Origin of the sequence: Enhygromyxa salina, from assembly GCF_002994635.1 — a bacterium.
Lineage (GTDB): Bacteria > Myxococcota_A > Polyangia > Nannocystales > Nannocystaceae > Plesiocystis > Plesiocystis salina_B.
This window is the reverse complement of the sequence record NZ_PVNL01000135.1, coordinates 244,663-263,483: the sequence shown is the minus strand read 5'-3', so window position 1 is coordinate 263,483 and position 18,821 is coordinate 244,663. Positions and strand designations below refer to the sequence as shown.

15 protein-coding genes are annotated in these 18,821 nt (G+C 67.6%); 8 read left to right on the top strand and 7 right to left on the bottom strand.

The features are described 5' to 3' along the window. The first annotated feature begins 19 nt into the window (after positions 1–19). From ENSA7_RS35325 to ENSA7_RS46235, 7 genes are all read left to right on the top strand, one after another. A complete protein-coding gene (locus ENSA7_RS35325; protein ID WP_106093819.1) occupies positions 20–640 on the top strand; it encodes a hypothetical protein in 621 nt (206 codons plus the stop codon). Positions 641–756: 116 nt separating this feature from the next. Next, on the top strand, positions 757–1,800 hold the full coding sequence (locus ENSA7_RS35320; protein WP_219908114.1) for an alpha/beta hydrolase: 1,044 nt from the start codon (positions 757–759) through the stop codon (positions 1,798–1,800). 97 nt (positions 1,801–1,897) lie between these two features. Beyond that, positions 1,898–2,476 carry a hypoxanthine phosphoribosyltransferase gene (gene hpt / locus ENSA7_RS35315; RefSeq protein ID WP_443655671.1) on the top strand — a complete coding sequence of 193 codons (579 nt, stop codon included), beginning with the start codon at positions 1,898–1,900 and terminating at the stop codon, positions 2,474–2,476. 21 nt (positions 2,477–2,497) lie between these two features. Next, positions 2,498–3,919: a sodium/glutamate symporter family protein gene (locus ENSA7_RS35310; RefSeq protein WP_106093817.1), complete on the top strand. Its 1,422-nt coding sequence runs from the start codon at positions 2,498–2,500 to the stop codon at positions 3,917–3,919. An 83-nt stretch (positions 3,920–4,002) separates the two neighbouring features. Further along, a complete protein-coding gene (locus tag ENSA7_RS35305) occupies positions 4,003–5,709 on the top strand; it encodes a hypothetical protein (protein ID WP_106093816.1) in 1,707 nt (568 codons plus the stop codon). A gap of 30 nt (positions 5,710–5,739) precedes the next feature. Beyond that, the gene (locus ENSA7_RS35300; RefSeq protein WP_106093815.1) at positions 5,740–6,705 is read left to right on the top strand and encodes an isopenicillin N synthase family dioxygenase; all 966 of its coding nucleotides are present in this window, start codon (positions 5,740–5,742) and stop codon (positions 6,703–6,705) included. A 520-nt stretch (positions 6,706–7,225) separates the two neighbouring features. Next, the gene (locus ENSA7_RS46235; RefSeq protein WP_181234420.1) at positions 7,226–7,549 is read left to right on the top strand and encodes a helix-turn-helix domain-containing protein; all 324 of its coding nucleotides are present in this window, start codon (positions 7,226–7,228) and stop codon (positions 7,547–7,549) included. Between the two features lie 176 nt (positions 7,550–7,725). Here the strand turns inward: ENSA7_RS46235 and ENSA7_RS35290 are convergent, their stop codons facing one another. From ENSA7_RS35290 to ENSA7_RS35265, 6 genes are all read right to left on the bottom strand, one after another. Beyond that, positions 7,726–8,583 carry a hypothetical protein gene (locus ENSA7_RS35290; protein ID WP_146158509.1) on the bottom strand — a complete coding sequence of 286 codons (858 nt, stop codon included), beginning with the start codon at positions 8,581–8,583 and terminating at the stop codon, positions 7,726–7,728. Positions 8,584–8,902: 319 nt separating this feature from the next. Beyond that, a complete protein-coding gene (locus ENSA7_RS35285) occupies positions 8,903–9,814 on the bottom strand; it encodes a hypothetical protein (protein WP_146158508.1) in 912 nt (303 codons plus the stop codon). Between the two features lie 574 nt (positions 9,815–10,388). Then, positions 10,389–11,921 carry an OmpP1/FadL family transporter gene (locus ENSA7_RS35280; protein ID WP_106093812.1) on the bottom strand — a complete coding sequence of 511 codons (1,533 nt, stop codon included), beginning with the start codon at positions 11,919–11,921 and terminating at the stop codon, positions 10,389–10,391. Positions 11,922–11,974: 53 nt separating this feature from the next. Next, positions 11,975–13,153 carry a hypothetical protein gene (locus ENSA7_RS35275; protein ID WP_181234419.1) on the bottom strand — a complete coding sequence of 393 codons (1,179 nt, stop codon included), beginning with the start codon at positions 13,151–13,153 and terminating at the stop codon, positions 11,975–11,977. A gap of 59 nt (positions 13,154–13,212) precedes the next feature. Beyond that, on the bottom strand, positions 13,213–13,662 hold the full coding sequence (locus tag ENSA7_RS35270) for a hypothetical protein (protein ID WP_106093810.1): 450 nt from the start codon (positions 13,660–13,662) through the stop codon (positions 13,213–13,215). Positions 13,663–13,737: 75 nt separating this feature from the next. Further along, the gene (locus tag ENSA7_RS35265) at positions 13,738–15,807 is read right to left on the bottom strand and encodes an ATP-dependent helicase (RefSeq protein ID WP_106093809.1); all 2,070 of its coding nucleotides are present in this window, start codon (positions 15,805–15,807) and stop codon (positions 13,738–13,740) included. A 127-nt stretch (positions 15,808–15,934) separates the two neighbouring features. Between ENSA7_RS35265 and folP the strand changes: the two genes are divergently transcribed. Beyond that, positions 15,935–16,831, top strand: a complete 897-nt coding sequence (folP, locus tag ENSA7_RS35260) for a dihydropteroate synthase (RefSeq protein ID WP_244924014.1) — start codon at positions 15,935–15,937, stop codon at positions 16,829–16,831. Positions 16,832–16,846: 15 nt separating this feature from the next. Here the strand turns inward: folP and ENSA7_RS35255 are convergent, their stop codons facing one another. Further along, complete coding sequence (locus tag ENSA7_RS35255) at positions 16,847–18,724, bottom strand: CRTAC1 family protein (RefSeq protein ID WP_106093808.1); 1,878 nt, start codon at positions 18,722–18,724, stop codon at positions 16,847–16,849. Positions 18,725–18,821: the final 97 nt, after the last annotated feature.

Sequence of the window (18,821 nt, the reverse complement as noted above, 5' to 3'; positions counted from 1 at the left end):
GTCCCCGATCGGCGATCTCATGGCCTGGAAGACCCCGCTGCGCACCGTCCTCACCGCTCTGGCTCTGGTTGGCCTGGCCGCGGATGTCGCGCTAGCTCCCGCCCCTGCCGAGGCCCACCTGGCCAAGTGGGGCAGCTGGGAGGTCACCCACCGCAACTTGATGCGCTTGTTCCCCGACGCGGATCCAAACGCGTGGCGGATCAAGCGGCACCAGTTCTCGCAAAAAGAGGTCGAGCAGCTCGAGCGTGAGCTCGGGTTCGAGCTGTACCCCGAGGACAAGACCCCCGAGTTCTACGTGGCCCACGATTCGGCGGGGCAGTTTTTGGGCGTCGCAATCTTCATTGATCCGCGGACCAAGCCCAAGATCCTCGATGGCAGCGTGCTGACCCTCGAGATCGGGATTGGCGTCGACGCCCGCGGCACGATCAATCGCATGCGTGTGTACGACTACCGCGGCGATCTGCGGCTGACCAAGGACCCGTTCCTCAATCAGCTCGCGGGCCGCGGTCTGGACTCGGAGTTTCGCATGGGCAAGGGCGGCCTGGTCCCCGTCGCCGGCGAGGACGAAGAGAGCCAGCTGGTCGCCAACGCCGGCCGCGAGGCGCTGCTGCTGATGAAAGTGGCGCTCGGGCGCGGCTGAGCCTGCGTAGGCGCACTTCGGCTAGATCGGGCCAGATCGGGGCCAGATCGGGGCCACAGCGGCGGGCTACAGGCCCAACCTGGCCCGCGGCCATGCCAGCCGGCTATCCTCGAGCGGTGCCGACTCACAATTTCACGCGCCCGCGCGGCCGCCTGGTCGAGATCACGATCGACTCCAAGGCGCTGCGGGGCAATCTGCTCGGTGATCCTCATGAGCGAAGCGCAGCCGTGTACCTGCCGGCCGAGTACGACGAGGGCGCGGGCGAGGGCTACCCGATGTTCGTGGCGCTCGCTGCGTTCGGTGGCAGCGGCTACAAGCTGCTCAACTGGCAGAGCTTCGGCGAGAGCCTGCCGCAGCGGATCGATCGGCTGATCAGCGAGGGCGAGATGGGCCCGGCGGTGGTCGTGATGCCCGACGGCTTCACCCGGCTCGGCGGCAACCAGTGGATCGACTCCCCCGTGCTCGGGCGCTGGGAGGCGTTCGTGCTCGACGAGCTGGTCCCCGAGATCGAGGCGCAGTTCGACGTCAGGCAGGGCCCCGCGCACCGGGCGGTGTTCGGTCACTCGAGCGGGGGCTACGCCGCGCTGATTCACGCGATGAAGCACGGCGATCGCTGGGGCGCGGTCGCATCGCACAGCGGCGACGTCGGCTTCGAGCTGCTCTACGGTCGCGAGCTGCCCAGCGCGCTCGCGAGCCTGGCCGCGTGTGACAACGATCCGCAGGTGTTCATCGACAAGCTGTGGGCGGCCGACAAGCTCGGCGGCAGGCAGTTCAACACCTTGATGATGTTGGCGATGGCGGCCACCTACGCGCCCGAGCCCGGCGCGCCGCTGGGCATCCGGCTGCCCGTCGACCTCGAGACTTGCGAGCGCGACACCGAGCGGTGGGCCCGCTGGCTCGCCCACGATCCGCTCGAGCTGGCCAAGCTGCCGGCCTCGCACGCGTCCATGCAGCAGCTGAGCGGGCTGTACCTCGACTGTGGATCGCGCGACGAGTACTTCACCCAGTTTGGCAGCCGGGCGCTGGCCCGTCAGCTGGTCGACGCGCAGATCAATCACGTCTACCAGGAGTTCGAGGGCGGGCACTCGGGCGTGAGCCACCGCCTCGATGTCTCGCTTCCGTTCTTGTACCGAGCGCTGAACGGCCGTGGCGCGGCGTGATACGGTCGCGGCCATGAGCGACGAGAGCAGCGCTGATCGCTCGGCAGGCAACGCCGAGACCCGGGCCGCAAACTGGGCCGAAATTTGGGAAGGTGGCCTGCGCGCCGACCTGCGCGAGGTCCTGTTCGATGCCCCCACGATCCACGATCGCGTGGTCGAGATGGGTCGAGCGATCACCACGCACTACACGGACAGGGCGAACATGGCGAACATGGGGGACAAGAGCCCGCTGCTGTTGCTGGGCATCCTCAAGGGTTCGTACCCGTTCCTCGCTGACCTCGCGCGCACGGTCAACCTGCCGCTGACGGTCGACTTCATGGCCGTGTCCTCGTACGGGGCCGGGACCAAGTCGTCGGGCGTGGTTCGGATCCTCAAGGACCTCGATCGCTCGATCGAGGGCCGTCACGTGCTGATCGTCGAGGACATCATCGACACCGGCCTGACGCTCCACTACCTGCGCGAGAACCTGCGTGGGCGGGGCCCAGCGTCGGTCGAGATCGCCGCGCTGCTGGACAAGAAGTCGGTGCGCAAGGGCAAGGAGCTCGAGGACATGAACGCGCGCTACGTCGGCTTCGAGTGCCCGAACGAGTTCGTCGTTGGCTACGGGCTCGACTACAAGGGCCGCTACCGGAACCTGCCCTTCATCGGCGTGCTCCGCCCCGAAGTCTATAGTTAGCCTTTGCTGTAGCAGGCATCCATGGATTTTTGGGTCGGCGGCTACGTTCAGGATCTGCTGATCATCATCTCGCTGCTCGCGGTCGCGGCGGGGCTGCGCCGGGTGATCCGGCCGCTGCAGACGCTGGGGATGCCCGACGCGTTGATCGCTGGGCTGATCGGGGTGGTGCTGGGGCCGGCGGTCGCGGGGCTGCTGCCGTTCTCGGCGGCGCACCTCGAGGTCGTCATCTATCACGCGCTGGCGCTGGTGTTCATCGCGGTCGGGCTGCAGGCGCCACCGCCAGGCACGCGGACCGGGACGGCCCGCTCGATCGCATTCGCAATTCCAGTGATCGCAACCGTGCAGGCGATCGTCGGGATCGGCTGCGTGCTGGCCTGGAACGCGACGCGGGGCGGTCCCGAGCTGCACACTGGATTTGGCGTGATGCTGCCGCTCGGGTTCAACCAGGGTCCGGGGCCCGCGATGACCTTCGGCGCGGCCTGGGAGCGACAGGCTGGGATGCGAGACGGCGCGCAGATAGGCCTGATCATGGCGGCGCTCGGCTACACCTGGTGCTGTGTGGTCGGGGTCGTGCTCGTGGCCTGGGGTCGTCACCGCGGCTGGGATCGGGCCGAGGGCGAGACCGCGGTGGCGGCCGCATCGATGCCCGCGCTGGCTGCCCAACTGGCTGCACAGTCGGCCGAGACAGACGCCCAGCAGCAGCGAGCGCCCGCGCGTCGGGCCAAGCACGGCGGCCTCGAGCCGCTCACCGCTCAGCTGGTTGCGATCGCGCTGGTGTACCTGGCGACCTGGGTGTTCCTCGAGCTCATGACCCCGCTGCTGCCCGCGCAGCACCAACCCACGCTGTGGGGGTTTCACTTTCTGATCGCCACCGGGTTCGCCCTGATGCTGCGCCCGCTGGCCGCTCGGCTGCCCGGCGGCTCGCCGCTCGACAATGATCTGCTCGCGCGGACCAGCAGCACGATCGTCGATCTCGCAACCTGTGCCGCGCTCGCGGCTGTCAGCGTCTCGGTCCTGGGCCAGCACCTGGCTCCGGTCCTGGTGATCTCGACCGTCGGCGGCCTGGCGACCCTGTTCGCGTGCGTGTGGATGGCCCGGCGCGCGTTCCCGTCTCGCCCGTTCGAGCACGCGATCGTCACCTACGGGTCGCTCACGGGCACCGCCACGACCGGCCTGGCGCTGCTGCGCATGCTCGACCCGCAGCTGGAGGGCCCCGCCGCCCGCAACTACGTGCTCGCGGTCCCGCTGTCGGCGCTGCTCGCCTTGCCGCTGCTGATCGTGATCCAGATTCCGGTCAGCGAGTTCCCGGCCGACTACCCCGGGACCGCGCTGACGGTGCTGGGCATGTTGGTTGGGTATGCCGCGATCTTGCTGCTCGCGTGGCGGTTCATGGCGCCGCTGCGGTTCGGCGAGACCCCGTGGAAGCTGTGGCCTTCGGACTGAGCGGCTCGAGTCGGGCTTGCGTCGCTCTGTGGGGCCTGAAATCCTCATCCCACGCTCGTGCCAGTGATTTCGCCCGGCCTCCCATGATCCCGCCTGCTCTCCGACGCTTCGTCCCTCAGCTGCTGGCGGCGCTGGTGCTGTGGTCTGCGCCTGCGTACGCGCAGTCGCCAGGCTCGGACAGCGCGGGCAATCCAGACATCCGCGCGCTGTGGTCGGACGGCGGCGAGCTGTTGCTCGCGGGTGGTCGCCAGGCGATCTACCTGTACGGGCGCAGCGGCGAGCAAGAGGCGACGGAGTCGGTCGATGTCGAGCTGTTCGTCGACGCCGCGGGGACCCGGGCGGCCGGGAGCGTGCTCGCGGTGTTCGCCGCGGCCGACGGGCGGATCGTGTCGTGGCGACCTGGCGCGGTCTCGCAAGAGCGGGCGCCGCTGCTGGCGGGCGACGAGATCGTTGCCGTGGTCGTGGACGCGAGCGGCACGATCTACGCGATCGGCCGCGAGCACGCGCTGTACGAGCGCAGCACCCGACGCTGGCGCGTCTATCCCTACCCAACCAAGATGCGCCCGCTCGCGGCGGCCAGCAGCCCGGGTGGTCGCGTGCACATCGTCGGGCGCGACGGGCTGCTGGTCCGGTTCTTGGACGGCGAGTGGGACCGGCCGCTGGTCCCCGGGCTCTCGCCCGAGACGATCCGGGCGCCGTGGTACGACGCCTGGTACAGCGCCGTGACCGAGTCTCTGTGGGTTCGCGTGGGCCGTGACCGGCTCGTCCAGGTCGAGTTTGGTCACCAGCGCGCCGCGACCCAGGCCGAGATCGAAGCCCAGCCACTCGTGCGCGAGTTCGAGTCCGAGTCCGAGTCCGAGGCCGAGGACGCGCGCGATCCCGAGGGCGAGACCCAGGACGCAGACCTGCACGTGTCTGGCTCGGTCCCAACACGCGAGCTCGCGATCCCGATCGACGCGCCGGCCGAGGGCGAGCCGCCGCCCGGGTTTACGGCGATCACGGGGGTGTCCTCGGCGGCTGGCGATCGCGTGGTCACGACCGCTGGCGGCCGCGTGTGGCTGTGGGATCGCGAGCGCTTCGTGCTGGTCGGCCGCGACGTTGGCCTGGTCCACGATCTCGTCCTCGATGAGGGCCAGGACGTGGCGTGGGTCGCGACCCTCGACGCGCTCGAGCGCGTGCCGCTTGTCGCGATCTCGGCTCAACAGGCCGAGCAACCCCTGGGCGAGTCCGACCAAAAGCTGCTCGAGCGGCTGCGACGGCGCGAGGCGTGGCAGCTTCGCAACGCCGACGCGCCGCGGTTTTTTTGGATGCCGACGGTCCGGGTCGACAACGGCGTCGTGTTCCCGCTCGGCGCCACGCCGGTCGCGGGCTACTCGCTCGAGATCGGCGCAGGCGCGATGCTGCAGCCGCTGGTCAAGGAGCGCGGCCCCACGTTGTGGGTCTGGCCCGAGGTCGGCTACCGGTTCGAGACCCACCCGAGCCGCGGCGGCCACCTGTTCGATCTTGGCGTCGGCGTTGGGTTTGGCACGCACATGGTGGCCGGGTTCTATCGCCCGCGGTTGGTGCTGGGCGGGATCGATCGCCCAACCGACGATGGCCCCGCCGTCTACGGGCTCCGTCACGGGGTCGCGCTCGAGGCCCTGTGGGGAGTGATCGGCGTCGAGTTCAGCCATCAGTACCTCGGCAGCAACGAGGGCGGTCTCAACGACGTTCGCCTGGGTTTGAGCATCAACCTGGCACCGCTGATCTGGATCGGGATCCTGTGGGCCACGATCCCGACCGGCGATTGACTGGCCGACCCATCGTGGTAACTCGGAGCTGTGAGCGGCACCGAACCCCAAGTCCCGGAACTCGACATCCGTCGCTTTGATCAAGGCAGCGACGCGGACCGTGAGGCGTTCGTCGCTGATCTCGGCGAAGCGCTGCGGGGCTACGGCTTCGTCGGCATTCGTGAGCACGGCCTCGACGATGCCCTCGTCGCCCGCGCCTACGGGGTGCTCAAGCAGTTCTTTGCGCTGTCGACGGAAGCCAAGATGAAGCTGCACATCCCGGGAGGCGGCGGCGCGCGTGGCTACACGGCGTTTGGGGTCGAGACCGCCAAGGACCACACGGTCGCGGATCTCAAGGAGTTCTGGCACGTCGGCCGCACGTTCACCGCCGACAGCGAGTGGGCCGGGACCCTGCCCGACAACCTGTGGCCCGCCGATCTGCCCGACTTTCGCGAGACCCTCGAGGCCCTCTACGCGGCCCTGGATCAGCTCGGCAACCGGATGCTTCGGGCGATCGCCATGCACCTCGAGCTCGGTGAGCAGTGGTTCGCCGACAAGGTCGACCACGGCAACAGCATCTTGCGCCCGATCCACTATCCGCCGCTCGCGGGCGCCCTCGGTGCCGACGGCGCCGTCCGGGCCGCCGCGCACGGCGACATCAACCTGATCACGCTGCTGGTCGGCTCGGGCGAGCCTGGCCTGCAGGTGCTCTCGCGCAAGGGCGAGTGGATCCCGGTCTCGACGATCGAGGGCGTGGTCGTCTGTAACGTGGGGGACATGCTCGAGCGGCTGACCAACAACGTGCTGCCGTCCACGATCCACCGGGTGGTCAACCCGCCCGAGCCGTGGCGCAGCCAGCCGCGCTACTCGATCCCGTTCTTCCTGCACCCCAACTCGGAGTTCTCGATCGAGACGCTCCCGGAGTGCGTCTCGGAGGCCAACCCCGATCGCTACCCGGAGCCGATCACCGCCGACGAGTTCTTGCAGCAACGTTTGCGCGAGATCAATTTAGTTTGAGGCGTCGTGCAAACGACGCCTGCGCGGGCCGACAAGCCCGTCAATGTCGGATCCTCGCTGCTTCCCCATCCTCTGCGCCCCCGTCCCCAACCCCGCTGTGACGGGTGAGTCTCAGCGTCAGCTCACCGGCTTCACGGTCGAGCTCGCGCTCGAGCTGGGCCCCCAGGTGCTCGCCTGCACCAACGACCCTCTCGCGGGCGCGACCCGTGCAGGCGGGCCCCCCACCGCCGCTGCGCCGCATCCCGCCGTCGCCCGTGCGAGCGACTGGGCCAGCGCCATTCCACCGCGTCGGCGGGTGGCCCGGATCCGGGCCACTGTCGGCAATCTTTATGTGGGAAAGCCGATCACCGCTCATGGTAGGGTCGATGGATCGGTCGTTGCCCCCACACGGCATGACACCGCGTACGCGCCCGGCGGTTGTTCCCTGTCCGTTCGCTTCGCTGTCCACGAAACTGGGCGCAACTTGGATACCGGTCGAAACTTTGGTCGCCATGTACGCAGCCTGCGCCGTGCGCGAGGGATGACCCAGGAGGTCCTCGCGGAGCGCAGCGGGCTCTCGCCAGATACGGTCCGGCGTCTGGAGCATGGCAGCTTCTCCCCCAGTCTCGACACGCTCCGCAAGCTGTGTGGTGGCCTCGATCTGATGCTCAGCACCCTGTTCGAGAGCTACGAGCTCGGCTCGCGCAACGAGACGCGCGAGCTCATCGATCTGCTCGCTGCCCGCGGCACGCGGGAGCTGGTGTTGGCCACTCGGGTTCTGCGCGCGCTGTTCGAAGAGCTGGACGGCATCGCGGCCGAGGCCGAGGAGAGTGAGTCCGATACCCAGGACAGTGACGAGTCTTGAGCTGTGTGAGGCGCTAGCCAGGTTGGATGCAACATTTGCCTGCAATCACCATGCACATTTGCCGGGCTGCGATCGATTTGGCGTGAGACCCGCTTGATTGCGAAGGGCTAACTGATGGCACTGGAGCCCCCGCGAATCAGCACACCGTGACCGGCCCCCGGACGTGACCGACTCGCTCAGGCGGCCTGCCCACCCTCGACCTGGTGCGGCGCGTCGTCGTCGGTGTGATCGAAGTCGTTGGCGGCGGGCTCGACAGTCTGCGACCTCGACCGCGAGCTCTGCCGCGGAAATTCCCGAGTCCGAAGCAGGCGCCGAAGCGCGGGCAACGGTCGATCCGGCAGGCTCGCAAAGTACCCGATCGCCGAGGGTAGGTCGCCGAACGTGCGGGCGATCTCGGCGAAGAAGGGGTTGCTGACGACGTTGTCGCGCTGCATCGGCTTGCAGCGGGTCGGGTCGAGCATGAACTCGCGGACGTGGGCCAGCAGCCGCTCGTGGTACTCGGGATCCTCGATGATTGCGCCGATCGACGCCGCCCGCGGATGGGTCCCGTCGAGGATCTGGACCAGCTGCGACTCGAGCTCGACGAGCCCGTCATCGATCGCGGCGAGCAACTGGAGATCGTAGATGGGATCCGCGTGGGTCACCTGCATCAGGTGACCGATGATCGCGTCGCGGTGGCTCATGAACCCGGTCGGGTCCATCATGCTCGCCGGGTCGTCGAGGAACCGAAGCAGCGCATGAAACGCGAAGGTGATGTTCTTGCTGCGGTAGTAGTCGGCCGCGCAAGGGACAATGAAGAAGCGAAACATGTCCATCGAGCCAAAGATGAACTGGGTGCGGTTGGGTCCACCCCCGATGTAGCCCAACGCCCGAAGCCGCTCGAAGCGCGCCTCGACCCGCTTGGGGTTGGCGTAGTTGGCCAGGGTGTGGCTCGCCCGCTCGACCTTGCCGCGGATCTCCTGGCGGGTGCCCAGGGTCCTGCGAAGCAGGGTTAGCGGTCGCTCACTGAAGCGTGCAAGCTCGGTGTCGATCATGGTGTGCAACACTTAGCACATGTGCACGCTTCGACGCAATGGGATCACGTGAAATCAGTTCACGCGCAGTGTGAACGACGTTCTAGAAGATTCCAGCGGGCTCGGCTCCGGGATCTGAATGTCATTCATTCGTTGTTCTGAAGCAGCAGCATCATCATACCACGATATGCGCATGGCGCGCTTGACGTGATCGACCGAGTGACCGGCATCCCGTAATCTATGCACCGTGATCGTCGACCCGTGCATGTTCTTGCACGACAAAGCCCTCGAGCGAGCGCGCTCGAGGGCTTGTTCAGCCAGCGGTCTTCACGCAGCCTGCTCAGCCACCGGCGCCGCAGGTCCACTTGCCCAGCGTCTTGGGGCTGTCCTGCAGCTGCACGATGCGCTCGCCGGCCCCGCCATCGAAGCTGATCCCAGTCCACAGCTCGCGCTTGCCGTCACCGTCGAGATCCACGGCCCCAAACAGCTTGATCACGTCCGCCCCCTTCTTGGCTTGGTCGATCAGCTGCAGCTTGGTGAGGTCGCCCCCCGGCGCCATGAACAAGCCCGAGAACAGGTAGGTGTCCGGGTCATTGGGGTTGATCAACACCGCCGACGCGAACCACTCGTCTTTGCCGTCACCATCGATATCGATGCTGGCCTTTTGCTTGGGCTGAAACTCCCCGGCAGACTTCTTGACCTGGGCGATCGCCGCTTGCACGGCCGTGCTCTCGGCTTCCTCGAGGCGGGCGCCGCGGTCGGACCACGTGTCGGGGCTGATCTGCGTGAACTCGGGCGCCAGCGACTTCGGCCAGACCGCCCAGTCGTAGTCCGCGCCGCTCGACAGATTGGCCACCGGGATCGCCCCTTCGTCCGCACACATCGACGTCGTCGTACCCGCGCCAGTCTTCTCGAGCGCCTTCTTGCCGAAGCTCGACTCCATGTAGACCTCGGAGCCCTCGGCGACCAGCCCGACACAGTCCGCTCCGCTGGCCAGCGCCCCCTTGTCCTTGTTGAAGCAGGCCAGAGGCGTCAGGGCGCCATCGACCGAGAACACCACCGTGCTCGTCTCGGGCGGCTTGGGCCCCGTCAGATCGAAGCGAGGCTCGACCGGCCCGGGATCAGGCAGCACCACCGGCTCGGGCGCCGTCTTCACTTCTTTCTCGGGCTCCGGCTCAGGATCTTTCTTGCAGCCTGGCAGCACCAGTGTGATCAGGGCGAGGACGGACAGGTGCCTAGCAGCGCGGGTCATGGCGGGAAGTTCTATCACGCCCCCCAGCCCCCCTGCACGGTGTACCCACCACGGACTCTCGGACGGGAGGCGGACCCTTCCCAGGCCACCCCCCGTCCTCATCCGGGGCTCCACCGACCACCACCATTTGAAATCGGGCAGTCACGCGCCGCAGGGTTCCTGTCCCCGACGCACGCCCAACATAGACGCCTCCGCCCCCCCACGCACTGGCCGTTTTGGCCACGAGAGCCACCCCAGCCCAGCCACACCCCATGTGGATGAACTGCAACACCCCCCGCCCACAGCCCTGAAAGCAGGACCGCCCGCTCACAACCAGCAGAGCCTCAAAGGAGAACCGGAGAACGGCCCGCTCACAACGAGCAGAGCCCTCTCAGAGGAGAACCGCCCGCCCACAGCAAGCAGAGCCAGAGGAGAACGGCCCGTTCACAGCGAGCAGACAGACCCCTCAAAGAAGAACCGCCCGCTCACAGCGAGCAGAGCCCCCTCGGGGGCCAATCATACCCCCGCGCACAAATTAACCACGCAGCGAGCGAAGCGAGTGGAGGAAGTGCGAAACCCTATGTGGGGGGCTGAATCAAAACGAGATGTCGAGGTAGAGGTTGCCGATCGTCAGCCACTGCTTGTAGATGCCGTCAGCGCTAGCCTGCCGGGTGGGCGGCTGAAACTCGTTGAACACGTTCTGCCCCTTCGTATCCAGGGTCAGATAGATGATCTGCCCGACCGTCGCGCCCACCGCCACGTGCTCGTGCGCTTGCCACAGGGCCCCGAGCGTCACGGCGATCTTGTCCATGTCGAACAACACCGGATCGACGGTCTGAGCGGGGATCGCCGAGCTGTCGTAACCAAGCCCGATGTAGGTCTCGAGCTCGTCGATGAACCAGTAGCCAACGCCGACTCGCACGCCGCCGGCGTCCTTCCAGAACCGCGGCAGGTGCTGGGTCACGTCAACGACGTTCTCGTCGCCCGCGCCGAAGTTCGACGGATCCTCGAGGGCGGTGTCGGCGTTGGGGAAGTCGCACTTGCGGGTGTCGGCGTTGGACGGGTCCTCCTTGACGATCAACACGCACTGCTTGTCGAACACGGACCAGCGGGTGTAGTCGGCGAACACCCGCAGCTCGAGCTTGGGGATCGGTCGCACGCGAAACCCCAGCCGCACGATGTCGGGGTAGGTCTGGGTGACCTCGACGTTGGTCACGGCGGACTCGCCGGTCGTGAAGATGTTGGTCAGCTCGCCCTTGAGCGCCATCCCGCCCGTGACGTTGGGCTGGCTGGTGTAGGAGCCGCCGATCCAAAACACGTCCTTGACCGGCTCGACGGTGAAGCCGGCGGCGAAGCCACCTTGCCAGCCCCCAGCCTTGAGCCAGCTGCGGCCTTCCTTGAGCCGGAAATTATCGGGATCGGTGCCCGAGACCAGGTTGTCGGTGCCGTCGGCGTTGCGGGCCCGCACGGTGTCGATCGAGCTGTAGATCGCGCTGCCGCTGAAGCCGAGGGTGAGGTTGGCCGCCGCCTTGATCTTGAACGCGAGCGCGCCGGTTATGTAGAAGGAGCGCAGGTTTCCGTCGATCGCGTACCAGCGCTGCACGCCGTCGTAGGCGCCGGGAAAGTCGGGGTCGTCCTTGAACTGATCGTTCTTGCCCCACGCCGCGCCGCCACCAAACGGCACGTACACAGCGGCGCCGCCGTAGATGAAGTCGGTGCCAAAGTCCGAGGTCGCGCCCAGGAACGGCGCGCCAGCCACGTTGAACAGGTTGGCGGTGCCGTTGTTGGCCCCGTTGGCGTAGTCGAGGCTGACGTTGGGGCCCATGGCGCCGGGCTGCGGGTTCACGGCGCTGTCGGGCCGGGTGTACTGAACCTTGCGAAGCGCGATCAGACCGTCGACGAAGATGTGAGTGCCCTTGGACAGGGCGATCGCGCCGGGGTTGTAATAGATCGTGGTCGCGTTGGTGCCGGTCGGGTGACCGTGCTCGCCGCCGAACCGCGCGGTGCCGATGCCGGACGCCTCGGCGCTGGACGACCACAGCCCAACGCCGAGCAAGCCGGCGAGCGCAGCGGCGAGCGGGGCGCTCAGACCAAGACGGGGAGTAGCGGAGAAGCGGGGGGTGCTCATGATGAAATCGCGTGAGATCGGGACAGGGGAGGAGAGGGGCACCTGGCTTCAGCTCAGAGCTGACCGCACTTGTAGGGGAACTCGGTCGGCAGCGTGTTCGGGTCCGAGCCGTCGTCGGCGAGCCGCTTGGCGGCGAAGGTCGAGCCCGCCAGATCGGCCTCGAGCGGGCTCATCAACATGCCCGTGAGCGTCCCGCACATGCTGTTGAAGTCACGGATCTCGCCGTCGACGACCAGCGAGGCCGTGATGTCGCTGCCCGTGATCGGGTTGGCGCCGCCTGCGACCGAGACCACGCCCATGTCGATCACGTACTTGCCGTCGGCGTCGATCGGGATGTCCGGGAACACGAGCGGATCGCCGATGAACTCGCGCGGAGTCAGGGTCTCGTTCTGGCCGAGGCTCAGCGGCTGGAAACTGAAGTCCGCGGTGTCGCCGAGCCCGTCGGCCGAGGCCGTGAAGGTCACCGTCGTCGCAAACTGCAGCGGAAGATCGGGCCCGAGCGAGGTCTCGAGCGCCCACAAGAAGGTGCCCGAGAAGTCTGGCTCCTCCATCTCGGGGACCATGTTGCAGCGGTACGGGAACTCGATCGGCAGCGTGCCTGGGTTGGAGCCGTCGTCGGCCAGGCGCAGGGCGGCGAAGGTCGAGCCGGCGAGGTCGGACTCGAGCGGGCTCATCAGCATGCCGGTCAGATCACCGCACAGCGCGTCAGCGTGGGCGATCTTCCCGAGCACGACGAGCGAGGCCGTGATGTCGCTACCGGTGATCGGATTGGCGGCGCCGTCGACCATGACGATGCCCATGTCCAGCTCGTAGTTGCCGGTCGCGTCGAACTCGACACCGGGGAACACCAGGGGATCACCCACGAACTCGCGCGGGGTCAGCGACTCGTTCTGGCCCAAGCTCAGCGGCTGAAACGCGAGGTCAGCGACCGCACCCGAGCCATCTTCATTGACCGTCATGTCGACGGTCGTCACGAACTGCAGCGGCAGATCCGGCCCGAGCGAGGTCTCGAGCGCGAACAGGTACGTGCCGGTCATGTCGGGGATGCCGTCGGCGTCACCATCGCCGTCGCCGTCGCCGTCGCCGTCGCCGTCGCCGTCGCGGTGATCATTGCTCGCCTCCAGAAACTCGTTGAAGGAGCCCTCGGGATCCGGGCAACCGCTGGCGAGCAGCATGAGCGCTCCCAGGCCAGTGGCCTGAAGCGTGACGACAAATTTAGTTTGCAGGGCCATGGATCGTGTCCTCCAGCGAGCAGACCGTTGCTCGCTGAGGATGGTACACGACCTGGCCGTTAGGTCGGTAGCGCTCGTAGCTTGGCCACGGCCGCAACAATCTCGTCGGGCTTGGCTTGAACATCTGCCACTTTGCACAGCCAGTCCGCGGCTTCCTCCAGCTCGCGGATTGTGCGCATCGGAATGCCCGTTTGGCCCTGGAAGATCTGCGTCATGATGCTCGACATAATTGACGCCCCGAGTCCCACGAGCCCGCCGACGACCGTGGCCATGGCCTCGACTCCGGGGTCACTCGTCGTCGCGGTCCGATAGTACGTCCGCACCTCCTGGCCCATGGGCGGCAGGATCTTGTCGGGCACCATCAACATCGGCGCGCGGCCGACTCGCTGGACGAGGACCTTGTAGAGATCGATCTCCGCCTTGGCCTCGTCGAGGTCTGGAGGCTCGGCGTGGTGGATGATGAACAGCCGCCCGACCTCGGCGACCCGCGGCACTCTCTCTGTCGACATCTGGTTTTTGTCTACCACGAACAGCGGCCGGACCGCGGGCCGCTTCTGCAGATTGTGGCCAGTTTGTGGGCAGACTCAGGGGCGCGTTCCGCTGCCTGCGAGCTGACTCATGAAGGCGTCCGCGAGCTCCTCCATGGTCTGGGTCGTCAGCTTCTCTTGATCGCGCACGTCGTACTGCTCGATCACGCCGCTGTCTTCGTCGGGAAGCTCGTTCAGAAACCGGCTGGGCAGCACTTCGAGCTCACGCCCGCGATCGACGCGAGTCGTCGCGCGCGTAAGCCACAGTCGATCGCGCGCGCGCGTGATGCCGACATACAGGAGTCGGCGCTCCTCTTCGATGTCGCCCGAGATCGCGTCGGACAGGCGCGGGGCCTCCGTGCGCTTGTGTGGCATGGTGCCCTCCTCGACCCCTAGAATGAACACGTTTCCCCACTCGAGACCCTTGGCCGAGTGAAAGGTCGAGAGCGTGACGAGGTCCGGTGGCTCCTCGTCCTCGTCTTTCTTCTTGAGGTTGAGGTTGCCCAGATACTCGTTCCACTTGGGCTTGGCCTGCTTGTCCCAGGCCCGGCGCTCGAACTTGTCGACGCTGTTGAGCAAGAATTCCACGCCGCTCCAGCGGTTCTGGGTGGCCTCGCCCGAGCCGGTGTCCTTGAGCACGTTGTCGCGCAGCCGGACCTCGACCAACAGATTGCGCAGCGCCTCGGCGGCGGTGGTCTGGTGGAGCTGGCCCTGGGCGTGGCGGATCTGCTGGGAGAAGCGCTCGATCGCGTGGCGGGGTCGAGCGCCGATGCCGTCGATCTCCGCGACGTGATGCACGGCGTCGATCAGGCGCTTGTCGTGAGACTCGGCCCACATCCCCAGCCGCTCGACGGTCTTGCGGCCGATTCCCTTTGACGGGGTGTCGAGGGCCCGACGCACGGCGATCTCGTCGGACGGCATGACCAGACACTTGAGGTAGGCCGTCGCGTCCTTGACCTCCTTCTTGTCGTAAAAGGGCTGGCCCCCGAGCACGCGAAACGCGATGCCGTGCTCTTGCAGGTTCTGCTCGACGATCCGGGCCTGCCGAGTCGAGCGATACAGCACCGCGATCTCGCGGCCCGGGATCCGCTCTTTGTGGACGAGCTCGTAGATCTTGTCGGCGACCCAGCTCGACTCCATGGGGCCGTCGCGGGTGACCACGATCTGGACCTTTTCGCCGCCCCGACGGGCCGGGACCAGCTCCTTGTCGTGCCGCGAGGTGTTGTGGACGATCAGCGCGTTGGCGCAGGTGGTGATCGGCGGCTTCGAGCGATAGTTGGCCTCGAGCCGGATCACCTTGGCGTCGCGGAAGTAGACGTCGAAGCCCAAGATGTTGGCGACCTTGGCCCCGCGCCAGCCGTAGATCGCCTGATCGTCGTCGCCGACCACACACAGGTTGCGCTCGGGCCCGAGCAGCTCGAGCAGCATCTGAAACTGCGCGGTGTTGGTGTCCTGGTACTCGTCGACGAGCAGGTAGCGGAACCGCTCGCGCCAGCGCTGCTGGCAGTCCGCGTCTTCTTGCAGGTGCGACGCGATGCGACACACGAGGTCGTCGAAGTCCACGCACGCGAGGCTGCGCAGGCGATCTTCGTAGCTGTCGTACAGCTCCGACGCGATGTCGTCGTAGTCGTTGGACGAGATGATGTTCTTGACCTGCTCGGTGCTCAGGAAGTCGTTCTTCCACAGGCTGATGCGCTGGACGATCGCGCCCAGGTCGAACCGCCGCTTGCTGGCCGGGCCGTGGTAGCCATGCTCGCGCAGCAGCGAGCGCACGACCCCGTAGACGTCGCCCTGATCGAGGATCTGGAACCGCTTGGGCACGTCGAAGCCCTTGGGATCCTCGCGCATCATCCACGCGCCGAGGCTGTGGAAGGTGCCGAGCACCAGCTCGCCCGCGCGCTTTTTGCCGACCATCTTGGCGATCCGCTCGCGCATCTCGTCGGCGGCCTTGTTGGTGAACGACAGCGCGACGATCTGCCCGGGCTCGACGCCGCGCTCGAGCAGGTGCGCGATCCGGTGGGTGATCACGCGGGTCTTGCCCGAGCCCGCGCCCGCGAGCACCAACAGCGGCCCCTGGACGTGGAGCACGGCTTCACGCTGGGCAGGGTTGAGGGCAGACAGGTCCATCGCGGCGACCGGCCGGGACTTTTACTGGGTGGACCTGTCGGGCGCAAGCGAAGCGAGGTGTGCGGGGCGCCGCCACCCGCCGCCACAGGTTCCGAGTCTCGGGCGACTGGGGTATGAACGCCCCGCCGTGACCCGCACCTGGCACCACGCCCACGCAGCGCTCTCGCTCGACCGGTGCCTGGTCATGGCGGTGGTCAACGTCACGCCGGACAGCTTTCACGACGGCGGTCGCTGGATCGTCGAGTCGCGCAGTCGACCCAACGTCTCGGTCGTCGTGGGTCAGTGTCGGCGCTGGGTCGAGCAGGGCGCGGACATCCTCGACGTCGGCGGCGAGTCGACGCGACCGGGGGCCGATCCGGTCGACGAGGCGACCGAGCTCGCGCGGGTGCTGCCGATCATCGAGGCGCTCCGCGCCGACCCTGCGCTCGCGTCGGTGCCGATCAGCGTCGACACCCGCCACGCCGTCGTCGCCAGGCAGGCGCTGAAAGCTGGGGCGGCGATCGTCAACGACATCAGCGGGCTCGCGGATCCAGCCATGGCGGAGGTCGTGGCCGCGACTGGGGCGGGGTTGGTGATCAGCCACCTGCGCGGCGAGCCGGCGACGATGCAGGCGCGGGTTCAGTTTGATGATCTGCTCGGAGAGATCGCCGACGAGCTCGAGCAGGCGGTCGCGCGCGCGCTCGCGGCTGGGGTCGCGCGCGAGCAGATCGTGCTGGACCCGGGGATCGGGTTTGGCAAGACCGGCGCGCAGTCGGCCGCGCTGGTCGCCGCGAGCGAGTTTCTCGAGGCGCGGTGTGGGTTCCCGGTGTTGATCGGCGCGAGCCGCAAGCGGTTCTTGGGCGTGCTCGCGGGGGACAAGCCGGTCGAAGAGCGGGAGCTCGCGAGCGTGGTCGCGGCGGTGGTCGCTGCGGCGCACGGGGCCGCTGTGGTGCGGGTTCACGATGTCGCGCAGACCGTGGAGGCGCTGCGGGTGGCCTCGGGGATCTCCGCTGCGCTGGCCGACTCGCGCTCGAAGCTGCGCTGAGAAGCTGTACTGAAATCAGGGCTCCGCCAGCTCCAAGACCTGCCCAACATTCACGTCGTCGATCGAGCTCTGGGCACCGCTGGCCCAGATCACCCGCACCCGCGCGACCGGCTCATCGCCAGGGCCAAGTCCGAAGTGGGCTCGGTACTCGCCGTGGCCGAGAAAGTGGCTGTTCACCCCAATCACCCGCACTTGCACGGGCCCGCCGACTTCACGCTGCAGCTCGACTCGCGCGCCGACTCCGTGGCGATTGCCCGCGTGTCCGTCTAGCTCCACATCCAGCCACGCGTTGGGGCTGTCGGCCTCGTCGCTGCGGTTGCGCCACAGCTTGGTCCCGCTCCCGTACTTGCCGCTGTTGTCGACAATCAGCAGGTCTTCATCGCCGTCGCGGTCGTAGTCGAACGCGACGAGTCCGCGGCCCTGGCCGGTGTCGCTCAGGCCGACCTGGCCCGACTGCTGGGCGAACTCGAGCTGGCCAGCCTGCTCCGAGCCGTTACGCCAAAATCGCAGCGGATGTCCGGTGAAGGCCGTGTTCGGCTGGCCGTGCGGCACTTGAAAGCCGTTGGTCTCGACGATGTCGAGGTCGCCGTCATTGTCGGGATCGAACATGGTCGTGCCCCAACCCCAGCCGCCGACGTTGAGCCCGTATGCCTCGCCGAGCTCTTCGAAGCAGCGCGGGCCAATGCTGCGATACAGCCGGTTGCCGCCGGTGCCACAGATCGGGTTGCCGCACTCGAGCTCCGAGTTGGGCGAGAAGATCGCGCTGACGTACCAGTCGAGGTGACCGTCGCCGTCGACGTCGCCGAAGGTCGAGCCCATGCCGTTGCGCTCGATCGAGACGCCGGCCTTGGGCGTGCCGTCAACGAAGCTGGGGTCGGCGCCGTCGTGGCTGGCGCGGTTCCAAAACAGTCGGCTGGTGGCGTTGTCGCTGACGAACGCGAGGTCTTGCCAGCCGTCTTCATCGAGATCCACGAAGGTCGGCGAGAACGCGTGGAGGCCCGCGGGGTTGAGCATCAACATCGAGGCGCCGCCGACGAGGGTGAGATCCTCGAAGCTGCCGGGTTGGTCGGGGCCGAGGTTGCGCAGCAATCGAGCGTGGTGGGTGGTGGCCGTCGGGCTGCCGCCGGGCCACCACTCGCTGGTGTGGAGGTCGAGCCAGCCGTCGCGGTCGTAGTCGCCCACGCCGATCGAGAACCCAAAGTGGGGGAGCCCGTCGTCGAGCGCGAGGCCCCGCGCTGCCGCGTCCTCGACGAACCTGGCCTCGCCGGTCTGGGCCAGCTCGTTGCGGTAGAACCAAAACCGGCCGGGGATCGCCATCGAGGTCACGTACAGATCGAGATCGCCGTCGCCGTCGACGTCGACCCACGCGGCTCCGTTGCCGCCGAACTCATCGACCAGGCCCACGCTGGCGCCGATCTCGAGGAACGCTGGCTCGCCGCCCTCGCCGAGCATGTTGCGAAACAAGAGATCGCGGCCGACCAGCCGGGTCAGGTAGATGTCGGGCCAGCCGTCGTCGTCGAAGTCACCGACCGCCGCGCCTCCGCCCTGCACGTACATCTTGCACGGGGTGCCGACCCAGCCCTCGCCGTTCGGGTCGCAGGTGGGGGGCCAGTCGCCGGGGAAGTACGCTGTGTCGAGCAGGCCGACCGCGCTCGTCACGTCGGCGAAGCTCAGCGTGGTCGGCTCGCCGAGGCCCAGCGCGGGTGGGGACGCGGGCCATGGCACGCACTCGAACGGGTCATCGCCCCCGGTGTCGTCGGTGCCCGTGTCCGCCTGGGTGTGGTCGCTGTCGCTCGTGTCGCCGGTCGCGTCCTCGCCAGCGGGCAGCGGCCCGCGGCAGCTCGCCATCACCATGAGCGCGAGCGGCAGCAAGGCGTGGGTCCGACGGCTCACGCAACCAATCTACACCGACCCCGGAGCGAGGCGAGTCCAGGTCGTGCAGACGAGGCGCCTGCGGTCCCCCCACCGTCTGGCCGCTGGTATCTTGGCG